Genomic DNA, 15,737 nt, shown 5'->3' with positions numbered 1-15,737 from the left:
GGCGTCCGCTGCCGGTCGCCGCCTCGCTCGCCGTACTGTCCGGGGCCGTCGAGAGGCCGTCCCGGCGGCAGGACGGCGGACCGGACCTCGACACCACGCAGCGCGTCCTGCTGCCGACCCGCACCCCCACCCCGCCGATCCGCCAGGTCGCCCTGCGGCTGCTGATGGCGATCGCCGTGCTGGCCGTCACCACCCTGGTGGTCTGGCTCGACCGCAGCGGCTACAGCGACAACTCGGACGGCCCGCTGGACCTGCTCGACTGCGCGTACTACGCCACCGTCACCCTCTCCACCACCGGCTACGGCGACATCACCCCGGTCAGCGACGCCGCCCGGCTGACCAACATCCTGGCGATCACTCCGCTGCGGGTGGTCTTCCTGATCATCCTGGTCGGCACCACCCTGGAGGTGCTCACCGAACGCAGCCGCCACCAGTGGCGGATCGAACGCTGGAGGTCGAGCGTGCGCGAGCACACCGTCGTGATCGGGTACGGCACCAAGGGCCGCAGCGCGGTGGACACGCTGCTCGGCCAGGGCGTGCCGAAGGAGTCGATCGTGGTGGTCGACCCGCAGCGCAAGGTGGTCGAGCAGGCGTCGCTGCACGGGCTGACCGGGGTGGTCGGCGACGCCACCCGCACCGAGACCCTGCTACGGGCACAACTCCCGCTGGCCGCCCAGGTGGTGGTCACCCCGGAACGCGACGACACCGCGGCGCTGATCACCCTGACCATCCGCCAGCTCACCAAGAGCGCCACCGTGGTCGCCGCCGTCCGCGAGGACGAGAACGCCCCGCTGCTGCGGCACAGCGGCGCCGACGTGGTGGTCACCAGCTCCAGTTCGGCCGGCCGGCTGCTCGGCATGTCGACCCTCAGCCCGCACGCCGGAGCGGTGATGGAGGACCTGCTCACCTACGGCAACGGCCTGGACGTGTTCGAGCGCCCGGTCACCAGGGCCGAGGCGGGCCGCAGCCCGCGCGAGTGCGCCGACCTGGTGGTCGCCGTGGTGCGCGGGCGCCGGGTGCTCAAGTACACCGAGCCGGAGGCCGCCACCCTGAAGTCGACCGACCGGGTCATCGTGATCGCGCCCGCCCGGCCCTGAGCCGCCCCGCCGGTGGGGCCCGTTCACGGTACCGGCAGCAGCTCCACCCGGCCGCCCGCGGCCACCCCGCCGGGCACCACCACCGCCAGCGCCTCGGCCAGCGCCAGCCCGCGCAGCATCGCGGGCCCGTCGAAGGCCAGCGCGGCCACGCCCTCGTCGGTCCGCACCACGGGCAGCAGCCGGGTGTCCCGCGGGTGGCCCGGCAGATCGACCGCGGCCCGTTCGACCCGGTGGGCGGGCACCGGCCGCCCGCTCAGGGTGTCCAGCAGCGGCAGGGCCAGCGTCACCGCCCCCGCCACCGCGGCCAGCGGATTGCCCGGCAGCCCGACCAGGTGGCGGCCGTCCGGCAGCGCCGCCAGCAGCATCGGGTGCCCCGGCCGGACCGCCACGCCGTCCACCAGCAGCCGGGCCCGGGCCTGCGCCAGCGCGGGGTGCAGGAAGTCGACCGGGCCGGCGGCGGTGCCGCCGGTCGTCACCACCACGTCGGCGGGCGAACGCCGCACCGCGTCGCGCAGCAGCGCGAAGTCGTCCCGGATCTGCCGGCGGGCGATGAGTTCGGCGCCCGCCGAGGCCAGCCACGGCGTCAGCAGCGGGCCCAGCGCGTCCCGGACCAGTCCCGGCCCCGGCAGCCCGGAGTCCAGCAGCTCGTCGCCGAGCACCAGCAGTTCGACCGTGGGCCGCCGGTGCACGGTGAGGCGGTCGTGGCCGGCCGCGGCCGCGAGCCCCAGCACCGCCGGGGTCACCACCCGGCCGGCCGGCAGCAGCTCCTCGCCCCGGCGGCACTCCTGGCCGCGCGGCCGCACGTCCTGGCCGGGGGCCGGGGTGGTGGCGTACAGCCGCCCGCGCTCCAGCCGGCCGTGCTCGCGCCGGACCACCCCGGTCGCCCCCGCGGGCAGCTGGGCGCCGGTGGCGATCTCCACCGCGGTGCCGTCCGCCAGCGCCACCGCCGCGGCGGGCCCGGCCAGCACCCGGCCGGCCGCCTGCCACGGGCCCGGTCCGGCCACCGCCCAGCCGTCCATCGCGGAGGTGTCGAAGGCCGGCAGGTCGGTGAGCGCGGCCAGCGGCTCGGCGAGGGTGTGCCCGAGTGCCGCCGCCAGGTCGACGGCGCGGGCCGGCAGCGCCCGCCCGGCCGCCAGCCGGGCCGTCCGCCGCGCCCTGGGCCACGGGCAGTCCCGCAGGACCTCCGCGCCGGCGGCGGTCTCCCGGTCCTGGTCGGTGAGCGCGGTCACGGCCGGTCCCCGCCGGCCAGGCGGCGCCCGGTCGGCCCGGTCGGCCCGGTCGGCCCGGGTGCGACCGCCCCGGCGTGGCCGGGCGGCCCCGGCCGGCCGGCCTGCGGGCCGTCGCCCGGCCCTGGGCCGGCCCCGGCGATCCAGTCATCCAGCGTGCGCTCCATAGCCCCATGCTGCCCGATCCGGGCGGCCCTGCCGCGCCGGGGCGGTGACGTTCACGGGTCGGGCCGCTCACCCGTCCGGGCCGCCCGCCGTGAGCGCGTCCCGCTGCCGGGCCGCCGCCAGCTCCGCCCAGGTGTCGCAGTCGTACGCGACCCGGTCCGGGTCGGCCAGCCGTACGGTGCGCAGCGGCGCCAGCAGCCGGCGCAGCGGACGCCCGGCGGGATCGCCCAGCCCGGCCAGGGCGCGGCGCAGCGCCGCCGTCCGGTACGCGGCGGTCAGCGGCTGCTCCCGGCCGGCCGCGTCGACCAGCAGTGCGGCCTCGGCGCGGGGGTGCTCCCCGGCCGGGCCGTCCGGTGCCGGGCCGTCCGGTGCCGGGTCGCCCGGAGCGGGGTCGTCAAGGGCGGGGTCGTCAAGGGCGGGGTTGTCCGGAGCTGGGTCGTCCAGGGCGGCGAGCAGGCACTCCAGCGTGCGGCGGTCCAGGAACGGCAGGTCGGCGGCGAGCAGCAGCACCCGGTCCGCGGTGACCTGCGCCAGCCCGGCGGCCACGGCCGCCACCGGCCCGCCGCCCGGCGGCTCCTCCCGGGCCCACCGCACCCCCGCGGTCGCCCGCTGGGGGCCGACCACCACGATCCGGTCCGCCCCCTCGCACGCCGCCACCACCCGGTCCAGCAGACTGCGGCCGCCGACCGTCAGCCCCGGCTTGTCCGCCCCGCCCAGCCGGGCCGCCGCGCCACCGGCCAGCACCACCGCGTCGTACCCGGCCGCGGGCCCGGGAGCCCCGTCCCCAGTCGTCATGCGCCCAGTATCGTCCGCCCGCGGCCTGCCCGGCGGGGCCCGGCTCCGGGCTCACGGCTCCGGGCTCACGGGTCCTCGACGATCTCCGCGTCGACGATCCCGTCCTGGTCCGGCTCGTGCTCGTGCGGTTCCAGCCGCCGCAGCTCGGCCGTCCGGGGCGCGGTGGCCGCCGCCGCGCCGAGCTCCAGCATCACGGGCAGCGTCAGCCCGCCGTAGCGCTCGTTGACGGCGGCGGCCAGCGCCTCGGCGTCGTGCGGGTGCGCGGCGAGCGCCAGGTCGAAGTCGCGCAGGTACCCGGCGGTGAAGCCGAGCACCCGCTGCGCGTCGTCGTCCGCGCCGGGCGCCCGGTGACCGGCCACCACCCGGACCACGCCGAGTTCGGCGATCCGGTCCAGGTTCGCCACCCACCGGGCCCGCTGACCGGGGTCGGTGTCGGCGGTCCAGACGTGGGTGCCGTTGTAGGCGAAGTCACCGGCGATCACCGTGCCGATGCTGGGGACGTGCACCGCGGTGGAGCCGTCGCAGTCGCCCTGGCCGAGCGGCAGCACCCTGATCAGCTGGCGGTCGATCATCAGCGGCTGCGGCAGCAGCGGGGCCGGGACCAGCGGCTGGTCCGGGATGTCGGCGCCGTACACCGGCTTCCACTGGGCGACCTTGGCGGCCGCGGTGTGCGCGATCCCCGCCACCACCGACGGGGCGGCCAGCAGCTGCGCGGACGGGAACAGCCGCAGCACCTCCTCCGCCCCGAAGTAGTGGTCCGGGTGCTGGTGGGTCACCACGATCGCCAGCAGCTGGCGGTTCTTGCCGGCCACCCACTCGGCCAGCTCGCGCCCCGCGGTCCGGGTGAGCTGGGCGTCGACCAGGATGGCGGAGCGCTCACCCATGATCAGGCTGGAGGTGGCGAAGAAGGCGGTCTCCGGACCGGTGAAGACGTCGACCTCGAGCAGCCGGACCGGTGGCTGTCCGTGGTCCGCTCGGCCCGGTCCGGCGGTCCCCTCGGGCGGTGACGGCGTCACTTCGGCTCCCTGGTCGGCGCGGCGGGCCCGCGCGGCCCCGTGCGCTACCAGCTTGGGAGGAAGCCGCCGGGAATGCCGGTTAGGCGCGCCCGGGCGGGTGGGTCCCGGCGCCGGGCCACCCGCCACCACGCGTACGCCGGGCTGGGCTAGAGTCTGACGCTCACCGGCCCAGCAGGCGCGGTGACCGGCCGAGCGGCTGGAACGGGCTCCGGCAGAGGACGGATCGGGAACACCACCATGGACAGGCTTCGCAACTCGGTCCGCCCCTACGCCTGGGGATCGGCCACCGCCATTCCCGACCTGCTCGGCCAGGAGCCCACCGGTGCGCCGCAGGCCGAGCTCTGGATGGGTGCCCACCCCGGCTCGCCGTCGCTGGTCGACCGTGGTGACGGCCCCCGCCCGCTGACCGAGGTGATCGCCGCCGACCCGGCCGGCGAACTCGGCGCCGCGGCGGTCGCCAAGTTCGGCCCCACCCTGCCGTTCCTCTTCAAGGTGCTGGCCGCCGGCATCCCGCTGTCCATGCAGGCGCACCCCACCCTCGCCCAGGCCCGGGCCGGCTTCGCCGACGAGGAGCGCCGCCGGATCCCGCTGGACGCCCCCGAGCGGAACTACAAGGACGCCAACCACAAGCCCGAACTCATCTGCGCCCTGGACGAGTTCGAAGGACTCTGCGGTTTCCGCCGGCCCGCCGAGGCGGCCGACCTGATGGCCTCGCTGGGCGTCCCCGCGCTGGACCCGCTGATCGAGACCCTGCGCGGCAAGCCCGAGGCCGAGGCCCTGAGCAGCACCCTCGCCACCGTCCTGACCATGACCGGCGCCGCCGCCGACGCCCTGGTCGCGGACGTCGCCGACGCCGTCACGGCCGCCGCCGCGCAGGACCCCGGCGGTGCCATGGCCGGGTACGCCTTCGCCGCCCGCAACCACCCCGGCGACACCGGCCTGCTGGCCGCGCTGCTGCTCAACCACGTCGTGCTGCGGCCCGGCGAGGCGCTCTACCTGGGCGCCGGCGTCCCGCACGCCTACCTGCGCGGCACCGGCGTCGAGCTGATGGCCAACTCCGACAACGTGCTCCGCTGCGGCCTCACCCCCAAGCACGTGGACGTGCCGGAGCTGCTGCGGGTGGTCGAGTTCCGGGCCGAACGGCCGCAGGTCCTGAGCCCCGGGCCCGGCCCCGACGGCGAGCGCCACTACCCCGTGCCGATCGACGAGTTCCGCTTCTCCCGCTACACCCTCGACGCCGAACCCCGGCGGCTCGACGGAGGCGCCCCGCAGATCCTGCTGTGCACCTCCGGCGCCGCCCGCCTGACCGCGGCCGACGGCACGGTCCTGACCCTCGCCCGGGGCGAGTCCGCCTTCCTCCCCGCCACCGGCACGGACACCGAGCTGACCGGCCCCGGCGCGGAGGTCTTCCGCGCCACCGTCACCCTCTGAGCCACCACCCCGACCCCTGCGGGTGCGCCTGCCCGGGACCGGCGATCCCTGGCTGAAGACGCCTCTCCTGCCCCCCGCGCGCCGGTGACAGTCTCGAACACGTCACCAGGAAGCACCCAGGGAGAAGGAGCGCACCGATGCGCGCAGTCCTCGTCACCACGTTCGGCGGGCCGGAGCAGGCCCGGATCGCGCGGACCGACCTGCCGGTCCCCGGTCCGGGCCAGGTCCGGATCCGCAACGAGGCGCTCGCCGTGCACCCCGCCGACCTCGCCGTCCGGGCCGGCCACCTCGCCGCGCTGCTGCCCGAGCAGAGCGCCTACCGGCTCGGCTGGGACACCGCCGGGGTGGTCGACGCCGTCGGCGCGGGCGTCGAAAGCGTGCGGCCGGGCGACCGGGTGATCGGGCTGATCCACTGGTTCGCCAGCCGCAACGGCACCCACGGCGACCAGGCGGTCCTGCCCGCCGACGCCGTCGCCCCCGCGCCGGCCGGGCTGACCGCCGCCGAGGCCGTGACCCTTCCGCTCAACGGGCTCACCGCGCTCCAGGCGCTCGACACCGCCGCCGACACCATCGGCCTGCGCGAGGGCGGCACGCTGCTGGTCACCGGCGCGGCCGGCGGCGTCGGGCACTTCGCCACCCAGCTCGCCCTGCACCGCGGCCTGCGGGTGATCGCGGTCGCCCGGGCCGGCGACCGCGGCCAACTGCTCGCCCTCGGAGCCGAGTTCGTCGAGGGCGCAGAGGACGGCGCCGACACCGCGGCGGCCGTTCGGGAGCTGGTCCCCGCGGGCGTCGACGCCGTCCTCGACACCGCGCTCACCGGCGCACCGCTGCTCGCGGCGGTCCGCGCCGACGGCCTCTTTCTCGCCGTCCGCCCGCCGGCCGCGCCCGCGCCCGAGCGCGGCATCCGGGTGCACGTGGTGGACGTCCGGCCGGACGGCGGCGGGCTCGCCGCCCTCGCCGAGCTCGCCGAGGGCGGGGCCCTCACCACGAGGATCGCCGCCGCCTACCCGCTCGACCAGGTCGCGGCAGCCCACGCCCACGCGGCCCGGGGCGGTGTCCGGGGCGCCGTCGTCCTCACGGTGTGACCCCGCCGCGGGGCCGGTCCTGCGCCGCGGGTCAGGTGACGTCCCGGGTCATGTCGACGAAGCGGGAGTAGTGGCCCTGGAAGGCGACCGTGATGGTGGCCGTGGGGCCGTTACGGTGCTTGGCGACGATCAGGTCGGCCTCGCCCGCGCGGGGGGACTCCTTCTCGTAGGCGTCCTCGCGGTGCAGCAGGATGACCATGTCGGCGTCCTGCTCGATCGAGCCGGATTCACGCAGGTCGGAGACCATCGGCTTCTTGTCGGTGCGCTGCTCGGGACCACGGTTCAGCTGGGAGAGCGCGATCACCGGGAGTTCTAGCTCCTTGGCCAGCAGCTTCAGGTTCCGGGACATGTCGGAGACCTCCTGCTGGCGGCTCTCGGCCCGCCGCGAGCCGCCGGACTGCATCAGCTGGAGGTAGTCGATGACGACCAGCTTCAGGTCCTGGCGCTGCTTGAGCCGGCGGCACTTGGCGCGGATCTCCATCATCGACAGGTTCGGCGAATCGTCGATGTACAGCGGCGCGTTGGTGACGTCCGGCATCCGGCGGGCGACCCTGGTCCAGTCCTCGTCGGTCATGTTGCCGGAGCGCATGTGGTGCAGCGCGACCCGGGCCTCGGCCGACAGCAGGCGCATGGCGATCTCGTTGCGCCCCATTTCGAGCGAGAAGATCACGCTCGGCAGGTTGTTGTGGATCGAGCAGGCCCGCGCGAAGTCCAGCGCCAGGGTGGACTTACCCATCGCGGGCCGGGCCGCGATGACGATCATCTGGCCGGGGTGCAGCCCGTTGGTCAGCGAGTCGAGGTCGGCGAAGCCGGTCGGTACGCCGGACATCTGACCGGCCCGGGAGCCGATCGCCTCGATCTCGTCGAGGGCGCCCTCCATGATGTCGGCGAGCGGGGCGTAGTCCTCGTTGGTGCGCTGCTCGGTGACGGCGTAGATCTCGGCCTGGGCCGCGTTCACGATCTCGTCGACGTCGCCCTCGGCGGCGTAGCCCATGCCCGCGATCCGGGTGCCCGCCTCGACCAGGCGCCGCAGGACGGCACGCTCGTGGACGATCTCCGCGTAGTACTCGGCGTTGGCCGCGGTGGGGACGGAGTTGACCAGCGTGTGCAGGTAGCCGGGGCCGCCGACCCGGGTGAGCTCGCCGCGCTTGGTCAGCTCACCCGCGACGGTGATCGGGTCGGCGGGCTCGCCGCGGGCGTAGAGGTCGAGGATGGCGCCGTGGATCAGTTCGTGGGCCGGCCGGTAGTAGTCGGCCGGCTTGAGCACCTCGACCACGTCGGCGATGGCGTCCTTGGACAGCAGCATGCCGCCGAGGACGGACTGCTCGGCGGCGAGGTCCTGCGGGGGCACCCGCTCGAAGCCGTCGCCACCGGCGGAGCGCTCCTCGGCGCGGTCGGCCTCGTCACGGCCCCGACGGGCCACCTCGCCGCCCTTTCCGCCCTTGCCGCCCTGGAAGCCCCCCCGGGAGCCGCCCGGGGTGCCGGGCGCGCCGCCGCCGTCCCGGCGCTGCCGGGAGACCGGCAGGCGGTCGCCGGGGACGTCGGGGAAGGGGTCGCCGGGGAAGGCGTCGTCGGAGGGCTGCCAGTCGTCCTCCGGCGGCGGCGGCACGTCGTGGTCGTCGTACTGGGGGCCGGTCACGCGTCTTTCCCCGATCAGCGAGTGTGGAGCGAGTTGGTGCTGCCGTGCCGGTGGCGCGTCCTGTCCTTCTTACGCCAGCGGGCCGACACTTCCGCTCCGGGCCGGGCGGTGTCGCCGGGCAGGTGGAGTCGGGGCGGCGTCCACGCTACGGGGCCCGCGGGCGATCGGCCAACATGGTTATCCACAGGCCATGTGGATAACCGGACCACTCCTGTGGAGAACCCGCCCAAACCTGTGGGCAACCCTGTGGACACCTCTGTGGATAACCACACGATCGCCCCGGTGTCAACTCGCTGACCTGCGATAACCCCTTACGGGGGCTGTGCATGAGAAAAACTTCACACACACCGTGCAGTCGCCGCGGAGCCGGCCGTCCACACCGTCCGCGGCTCGTCGCTCCGGATTTCGAGTAAGTGGTCAAGGCCATATTCATCACTTACCTGTGGATGAGTAGGCTGACCCCATGACCACCCCCACCGCCCACCGTCGCGGGCACGACCGCGAGATCCTCACGCTGGCGGTCCCCGCGTTCGGCGCGCTGGTCGCCGAGCCGCTCTTCCTGCTGGCCGACTCCGCGATCGTCGGCCACCTCGGCACCGCCCAGCTGGCCGGGCTGGGCGTGGCCTCGGCCGCGCTGACCACCGCGACCGGGGTCTTCGTGTTCCTGGCGTACGCCACCACCGCGGCGGTCGCCCGGCGGATCGGCGCCGGCGACCGCCGGGCCGCCGTCCAGCAGGGCGTCGACGGCATCTGGCTGGCCCTGCTGCTCTCGGTGGGCATGGTGGCGCTCACCCTGGCACTCGCCCCGCAGGCCGCAGAGGCACTGGGGGCCTCGCCGACCGCCGCCCCGTACGCGGTGAGCTACCTGCGGATCAGCGCCCTGGGCATCCCCGCGATGCTGATGGTGCTGGCGGCCACCGGAGTGCTGCGGGGACTGCAGGACACCAGGACCCCGCTGGTGGTGGCGGTCGGCGGGTTCACCGCCAACATCCTGCTCAACCTCGGACTGGTGTACGGCGCCGGGCTCGGGGTGGCGGGCTCGGCCTGGGGCACCGTCATCGCGCAGAACGCGATGGCCGCCGCCTACCTGCTGGTGGTGGTCCGCGGCGCCCGCCGCGAGGGCGCCGGACTGCGGCCCGACCGGGCCGGCATCCGGGCCTGCGCCAAGGCCGGCGGCCCGCTGCTGGTCAGGACCGTGAGCCTGCGCGGCGTGCTGCTGATCGCCACCGCGGTGGCCGCCACACTGGGCGACACCGAGGTCGCCGCGCACCAGATCGCCATGACGGTGTGGACCTTCCTGGCCTTCGCCCTGGACGCCATCGCCATCGCCGGCCAGGCGATCATCGGCCGTTACCTGGGTGCGGGGGACGTCCCCGGCACCCGGGCGGCCACCCGCAGGATGGTCGAGTGGGGCATCGGCTCGGGCGCGCTGCTCGGACTGCTGATGGCCGTGGCCGCACCGCTGTACGTGCCGCTGTTCACCGCCGACCCGGCGGTCCGCCACCAGCTGACCCTGGTGCTGGTGCTGGCGGCGCTCACCCAGCCGGTCGGGGGCGTGGTCTTCGTCCTGGACGGGGTGCTGATGGGCGCCGGGGACGGCCGCTACCTGGCCGGCGCGGCCGCGGTGACCCTCGCGGTGTTCGCCCCGGTGGCGCTGGCGGTACCGGCCCTGGGCGGCGGGCTGACCTCGCTGTGGTGGGCGATGAACCTGTTCATGCTGGTCCGCGCCGCCTTCCTGGTCCTGCGGGTGCGCGGCGGCGGCTGGCTGGTCACCGGAGCCGTCCGGGCCTGACGCCCGGCGCGCGGCTCAGCGGCCGGGTGCGGACGCACCGAGGGCCGGACCCCTCCGAGAAGGGGTCCGGCCCTCGGGCTTCGGTGGCGGCGGCTCCGGGGAGCCGCCGCTCACCTCACTGGCGCTGGGCCGTTCAGGCAGCCACGACGTTGACGTCGAGGTTGGCCTGGACGTCGCTGTGCAGCTTGACCGAGACCTTGTGGGTGCCCACGGTCTTGATCGGCGAGGCGATCGCGACGGCGCGCTTGTCCACGACCGGGCCGTCGGCGGCCTTGATGGCGTCGACGACGTCGGCCTGGGTCACCGAGCCGAACAGACGGCCGGCGTCGCCCGAGCGGACGGCCAGCTTGATCTGCAGGCCCTCGAGCTTGGCCTTGACCTCGTTGGCGGCCTCGAGGGTCTGGATCGAGTGGATCTTGCGGGCGCGACGGATCGCGTCGACGTCCTTCTGGCCACCCTTGGTCCAGCGGATGGCGAAGCCACGCGGAACCAGGAAGTTACGGGCGTACCCGTCCTTGACCTCGACGACCTCGCCGGCGCTGCCGAGACCGGGGACCTCGTGAGTGAGGATGATCTTCATTCTTCGGTCACCCTCTCTTAGCGCGTGGTGGAGGTGTAGGGCAGCAGCGCCATCTCACGGCTGTTCTTCACGGCCGTGGCGACGTCACGCTGGTGCTGGGTGCAGTTGCCGGTCACTCGACGGGCACGGATCTTCCCGCGGTCGGAAATGAACTTCCGCAGCAGGTTGGTGTCCTTGTAGTCGACGTACGTGACCTTGTCCTTGCAGAAGACGCAAACCTTCTTCTTCGGCTTGCGAGCAGGCGGCTTCGCCATCATGTGCTCCATTTGGTTGACGGTCCGGGTGCCTGCAAAAACACCGGCGGACCGCACGAAATCTCTCAGCATGCCTGGGCCCCGAGGGACCCGGCGCGCACCGCTTCAGTACCGCTTAGAACGGAGGCTCTTCCGAGAAGCCGCCACCGGACGGGGCTCCCCAGCCGCCGCCACCGCCGCCGCCCTGGTTTCCACCAGAGGGAGCGCTGGACGCCCAGGGGTCGTCGGACGGGCCGGACTGGCCGCCGCCGGAGTTTCCACCCCAGCCACCGCCACCCTGGTTGCCGCCGCCGTACCCGCCGCCGCCCTGCTGGCCGCCGTAGCCGCCGCCGGAACCACCCTGACCGCCGGGGCCGCCGGAGCGGTTGGCGCGGGTGACCTTGGCGGTGGCCGAGCGCAGGCTCGGGCCGACCTCGTCGACCTCGACCTCGAAGACCGTCCGCTTCTCGCCTTCCTTGGTCTCGTAAGACCGCTGGCGCAGTCGGCCCTGCACGATCACGCGCATGCCGCGCTGCAGCGACTCGGCCACGTTCTCCGCCGGCTGACGCCAGACGTTGCACGTGAGGAAGAGGCTCTCGCCGTCCTTCCACTCGTTCGTCTGACGGTCGAAGGTGCGCGGGGTGGACGCGATACGGAACTTCGCGACCGCCGCACCCGACGGGGTGAAGCGCAGCTCGGGGTCGTCGACGAGATTGCCGACGAGGGTGATGACGGTCTCGCCTGCCATGGTGTGGTGACCTCTCGGAACGGAGTTCTGCGGTGCTCGTCACGATGTTTCACGTGAAACATCGGACGTGAACCATCTGGCGCCCGGAGGCGTCAGAGGTGGCTCAGTGGGTGTCCGGGCGCAGGACCTTGGTCCGCAGAACCGACTCGCTCAGGCTCAGCTGACGGTCGAGCTCCTTGACGACCTCAGGCGTGGCCTTCAGGTCGATGACCGAGTAGATGCCCTCGGACTGCTTGTTGATCTCGTAAGCCAGACGGCGCCGGCCCCAGGTGTCGATCTTCTCCACCTTGCCGCCCGCGGTGCGGACGACGTTGAGGAAGTTCTCGATCAGGGGGGAGACGGCACGCTCCTCGACCGAGGGGTCGAGGATGACCATCAGCTCGTAGTGACGCATGTGAAACCCACCTCCTTTGGACTCAACGGCCACGGTCTCTCCGTGGCAGGAGGGTTGTGCAGCGTCGGCACCGGAGGAGTGACCGACCGCCCCACCGTAGCGAGGGGGTCCGACAATCCGGCCCCTCATCCCCGCGAACGGGCATGAAAGGGCACAACTACACCAGTGCAGACCGCACAGCCTACCTGGCCCCGGACGGCCCAACCAAACGCCCACCTCCCGGGGACCGGACACGCAGGGGTTGTGATCCGCGCCATACGGCAGCAATCTGGACAGAACGGCATGCCCCCACCGAGGGCGTGCCTCCTCCGACGGAGGTGGGTCCTCATGGCACAGACCGGTCACCGGATGCCCGCGTTCACCCTCAACACCGACGGCCAGCCGCACCCGCGGGAGAACACCCTGGTCGGCATCGCCGCCGTGCTCGGCCTGGTGGCGTTCATCAGCTGCTGGTTCTACAGCGTGCACCTGCTCAGCTCCTGGGCCGGCCTGTTCGGCATCGCCGTCGCCCTGTGGGGCCAGTTCGTCTCGGTGACCACGGCCGAGCGGTTCGTGCTGGTCATCTCGCTCGGCATGTCCGCGATCGGCTTCTACCTGGGCATCGCCCACGGCGGTATGTGGTGAGGCGCGCGCCGGCCGCCGAGCTCCGATCCACCGGCTGACTCGGCGCCGGCGCCGTAACCTTCGTTGCCCTCCTTGCGTAGATACCTTGCAGAGGTCCGCAAGGAGGGCCGCGTCGTGTCCGACGCACCCCACCAGAAACGGACCATTCGGGCGATAGGGTCAAACCCTGGAACGGCCCACCGAGGAGGAGCACCCGAGTATGAGCCTGCGCCTGAGGACCATCACCCGCGAGGAGCACCTCGCCTTCGTCCGGAACCGGCCCTCCGCCAGCCACATGCAGGTACCCTCCTGGGCCGACGTGAAGGCGGAGTGGCGCTCCGAGAGCCTCGGCTGGTTCGACGAGGGCGGCGAGCTGGTCGGCGCGGGGCTGGTGCTCTACCGGCAGCTGCCCAAGCTCAAGCGCTACCTGGCCTACCTGCCCGAGGGACCGGTGATCGACTGGTTCGACGAGGACCTGGACCGGTGGCTGGCGCCGATGCTGGCCCACCTCAAGTCGCAGGGCGCGTTCTCGGTGAAGATGGGCCCGCCGGTGGTGATCCGCCGCTGGGACGCCCCGACCATCAAGGAGGCGATCGCCGGGCGGGAGGCCAAGCGGCTGCGCGACGTCGACCCGGACTGGTACGAGCCGCGCGCCTTCGAGGTGGCCGACCGGCTGCGCAGGGCCGGCTGGCTGCAGGGCGAGGACGGCGGCGCGGGCTTCGGCGACGTCCAGCCGCGGTACGTGTTCCAGGTGCCGCTGGCCAACCGCTCGCTGGACGACGTCCAGCGCGGCTTCAACCAGCTCTGGCGGCGCAACATCAAGAAGGCCGAGAAGAGCGGCGTCGAGGTGGTCCAGGGCGGCTACGACGACCTGGCGGTCTTCCACCGGCTGTACCTGGTCACCGCCGAGCGGGACCACTTCACCCCGCGCCCGCTGGCCTACTTCCAGCGGATGTGGAAGGCGCTGAGCGCCGAGGACCCGGACCGGATGCGGCTGTACATCGCGTACCACGAGGGCGAGCCGCTGGCCGCGACCACCATGCTGACCGTCGGCGAGCACGTCTGGTACTCCTACGGCGCCTCCGCCAACCACAAGCGCGAGGTCAAGCCGTCCAACGCGATCCAGTGGCGGATGATCCGCGACGCCTACGCGCTCGGCGGCAGCCTCTACGACCTGCGCGGGATCAGCGACACGCTGGACGAGGACGACTACCTGTTCGGGCTGATCCAGTTCAAGCTGGGCACCGGCGGCCAGGCCGCCGAGTACCTGGGTGAGTGGGACTTCCCGCTGAACAAGCTGCTGCACAAGGCGCTGGACCTCTACATGTCCCGGCGCTGACATGCCGCTCGGCTGACCGACCACCGAACCACCCGGGGAGCACGAATGACCCTCACGTTGTCCGTGGAGACCGCCCGCTGGCGGGCCCACCAGCAGTCCGTCCTGGCCGAGTTCCCCGGCCTGGTGCCGGTCGCCAAGGGCAACGGGTACGGCCTCGGGAACGTCCGGCTCGCCGAGGAGGCGGCCCGGCTGGGGGTCCCGCTGCTCGCGGTCGGCACCGGCGCGGAGGCGGACGCGGTGGCCGGGGCGTTCCCGGGCGACCTGCTGGTGCTCACCCCGCTGCGGGCCGGCGAACCGGAGGCGGGACCGCGGGACCGGACGGTCCGCACGGTCTCGCACCCGGAGGTGCTGCCCGCGCTGCCGGCCGGCTCCCGGGTGGTGGTGGAGTGCATGACCTCCATGCGCCGGCACGGCATCGCCACGGCCGACCTGGGCCGCCTCGCCCTGGACGGGCGGGCGCTGGAGGGCTTCGCGCTGCACCTGCCGCTCGACCGCCCGGACGGCTCCGACCCGGTGGCCGAGGTCGCCGCCTGGGTGACCGCGATCACCGCGGCCGGGCTGCCGGCCGCGTCGGTCTTCCTCAGCCACCTGGCCGCGGCGGACGTGACCCGGCTGCGGCGGCAGTTCCCGGACACCGCCTTCCGCTCCCGGATCGGCACCCGGCTGTGGCTCGGCGACGTCGACGCGCTGCAGGCGGTGGCGACCGTGCTGGACGTGACCCCGGTCGGCCGCGGCGATCGGTACGGCTACCGCCAGCACCGGGCCCCCTCCGACGGCCACCTGCTGGTGGTCACCGGCGGCACCGCGCACGGGGTGGGACTGGAGGCCCCCAAGTACGTCCACGGCGTGGTGCCGCGGGCCAAGGGGCTGGCCCGGGCCGGCCTGGCGACGGTCAACCGGACCCTGTCCCCGTACGCCTGGGACGGACGGCAGCTGTGGTTCGCGGAGCCGCCGCACATGCAGGTGTCGATCCTGTTCCTGCCGTCCGACCACAAGCCCCCGGCGATCGGGGACGAGCTGGCCCTGAACGTCCGTCACACCACGACCCACTTCGACCGGGTCGCCGACCGCTGAGCCGCCGACGGCGCCGCTCGTTGCGCGCCGGGCCGCTCAGGAGGTGTCGGCCGGCTTCCCCAGGTGTACCGCCGGACCGCCGTCCGGGGTCAGCCAGTCCGGCTCGCCCTCGGGGGCGAACTGCGCGTACGTCTCCTCCTCGCGCAGCCGCCGGGCGGTGCCGAGGACGAACGCGTCGGAGGTGAAGTCCAGGACGCCGCCGGACGGGTCGTCGCTGCCGTCCCAGCGGACCGGGTCGCGGTCCGGGTGGAGGATGTCGCGGACCACCATGAAGCACAGGTAGAGCGTGCCGGCCAGGTGCAGCACGATCGCCACGTGGTACCAGTCCTGGCCGATGCCGTGCTGCTTGGCGTCGCCGATGAAGGCCAGGTACGACCAGACGCCGAGGAAGTACAGCGCCTCGCAGGCCTGCCAGATCAGGAAGTCGCGCCAGCGCGGGCGGGCCAGCGCGGCCAGCGGGATCAGCCAGAGCACGTACTGCGGCGAGTAGACCTTGTTGGTCAGCACGAAGGCGGCGACC

General features: G+C 73.9%; 14 protein-coding genes and 2 pseudogenes. 7 read left to right on the top strand and 9 right to left on the bottom strand.

What is annotated here, in order from left to right:
- Nucleotides 1-8: 8 nt before the first annotated feature.
- Complete coding sequence (locus AB0D08_RS37065) at nt 9-1,097, top strand: potassium channel family protein (RefSeq protein ID WP_359894734.1); 1,089 nt, start codon at nt 9-11, stop codon at nt 1,095-1,097.
- 23 nt (nt 1,098-1,120) lie between these two features.
- Here the strand turns inward: AB0D08_RS37065 and AB0D08_RS37060 are convergent, their stop codons facing one another.
- The 3 genes and pseudogenes from AB0D08_RS37060 to AB0D08_RS37050 form a co-directional block, all read right to left on the bottom strand.
- A complete protein-coding gene (locus AB0D08_RS37060) occupies nt 1,121-2,233 on the bottom strand; it encodes a molybdopterin molybdotransferase MoeA (protein WP_359894732.1) in 1,113 nt (370 codons plus the stop codon).
- Between the two features lie 357 nt (nt 2,234-2,590).
- Nucleotides 2,591-3,283, bottom strand: a pseudogene (locus AB0D08_RS37055) (NTP transferase domain-containing protein); the annotation flags it as partial.
- Between the two features lie 65 nt (nt 3,284-3,348).
- Nucleotides 3,349-4,299 (bottom strand): MBL fold metallo-hydrolase, encoded by a 951-nt coding sequence (locus AB0D08_RS37050; protein ID WP_051812733.1) that lies wholly within the window; start codon nt 4,297-4,299, stop codon nt 3,349-3,351.
- A gap of 237 nt (nt 4,300-4,536) precedes the next feature.
- Here AB0D08_RS37050 and manA point away from each other — a divergent pair, with 237 nt between their 5' ends.
- Nucleotides 4,537-5,730, top strand: coding sequence for a mannose-6-phosphate isomerase, class I (gene manA, locus AB0D08_RS37045; RefSeq protein ID WP_033821235.1), 1,194 nt, complete (start codon nt 4,537-4,539; stop codon nt 5,728-5,730).
- 137 nt (nt 5,731-5,867) lie between these two features.
- Nucleotides 5,868-6,815: an NADP-dependent oxidoreductase gene (locus tag AB0D08_RS37040; protein ID WP_359894729.1), complete on the top strand. Its 948-nt coding sequence runs from the start codon at nt 5,868-5,870 to the stop codon at nt 6,813-6,815.
- A gap of 31 nt (nt 6,816-6,846) precedes the next feature.
- On the opposite strand, the gene dnaB is transcribed toward AB0D08_RS37040, so the two are convergent.
- Nucleotides 6,847-8,340, bottom strand: a complete 1,494-nt coding sequence (dnaB, locus tag AB0D08_RS37035) for a replicative DNA helicase (protein ID WP_051812739.1) — start codon at nt 8,338-8,340, stop codon at nt 6,847-6,849.
- A gap of 577 nt (nt 8,341-8,917) precedes the next feature.
- Here dnaB and AB0D08_RS37030 point away from each other — a divergent pair.
- Nucleotides 8,918-10,246, top strand: a complete 1,329-nt coding sequence (locus tag AB0D08_RS37030; RefSeq protein ID WP_033821233.1) for an MATE family efflux transporter — start codon at nt 8,918-8,920, stop codon at nt 10,244-10,246.
- Nucleotides 10,247-10,379: 133 nt separating this feature from the next.
- Here AB0D08_RS37030 and rplI read toward each other — a convergent pair whose 3' ends face one another.
- From rplI to rpsF, 4 genes are all read right to left on the bottom strand, one after another.
- Nucleotides 10,380-10,826, bottom strand: coding sequence for a 50S ribosomal protein L9 (gene rplI / locus AB0D08_RS37025; protein WP_033821232.1), 447 nt, complete (start codon nt 10,824-10,826; stop codon nt 10,380-10,382).
- Between the two features lie 17 nt (nt 10,827-10,843).
- Nucleotides 10,844-11,080, bottom strand: a complete 237-nt coding sequence (gene rpsR, locus AB0D08_RS37020) for a 30S ribosomal protein S18 (protein ID WP_033821237.1) — start codon at nt 11,078-11,080, stop codon at nt 10,844-10,846.
- A gap of 115 nt (nt 11,081-11,195) precedes the next feature.
- Nucleotides 11,196-11,807 carry a single-stranded DNA-binding protein gene (locus AB0D08_RS37015; protein ID WP_033821231.1) on the bottom strand — a complete coding sequence of 204 codons (612 nt, stop codon included), beginning with the start codon at nt 11,805-11,807 and terminating at the stop codon, nt 11,196-11,198.
- A gap of 103 nt (nt 11,808-11,910) precedes the next feature.
- Nucleotides 11,911-12,201, bottom strand: a complete 291-nt coding sequence (gene rpsF, locus AB0D08_RS37010) for a 30S ribosomal protein S6 (protein WP_033821230.1) — start codon at nt 12,199-12,201, stop codon at nt 11,911-11,913.
- Nucleotides 12,202-12,528: 327 nt separating this feature from the next.
- Between rpsF and AB0D08_RS37005 the strand changes: the two genes are divergently transcribed.
- The 3 genes from AB0D08_RS37005 to AB0D08_RS36995 all read left to right on the top strand — a co-directional run bounded on the left by AB0D08_RS37005 (nt 12,529) and on the right by AB0D08_RS36995 (nt 15,217).
- On the top strand, nt 12,529-12,825 hold the full coding sequence (locus tag AB0D08_RS37005) for a hypothetical protein (protein WP_033821229.1): 297 nt from the start codon (nt 12,529-12,531) through the stop codon (nt 12,823-12,825).
- A 199-nt stretch (nt 12,826-13,024) separates the two neighbouring features.
- Nucleotides 13,025-14,143: a peptidoglycan bridge formation glycyltransferase FemA/FemB family protein gene (locus AB0D08_RS37000; protein WP_033821228.1), complete on the top strand. Its 1,119-nt coding sequence runs from the start codon at nt 13,025-13,027 to the stop codon at nt 14,141-14,143.
- A 45-nt stretch (nt 14,144-14,188) separates the two neighbouring features.
- Nucleotides 14,189-15,217, top strand: coding sequence for an alanine racemase (locus AB0D08_RS36995; RefSeq protein ID WP_359894726.1), 1,029 nt, complete (start codon nt 14,189-14,191; stop codon nt 15,215-15,217).
- A gap of 36 nt (nt 15,218-15,253) precedes the next feature.
- On the opposite strand, the pseudogene AB0D08_RS36990 reads toward AB0D08_RS36995, so the two are convergent.
- Nucleotides 15,254-15,737, bottom strand: a pseudogene (locus AB0D08_RS36990) (hypothetical protein); the annotation flags it as partial.

Source organism: Kitasatospora sp. NPDC048540 (genome assembly GCF_040651175.1).
Lineage (GTDB): Bacteria > Actinomycetota > Actinomycetes > Streptomycetales > Streptomycetaceae > Kitasatospora.
This window is presented reverse-complemented; position numbering and strand designations above follow the sequence as displayed.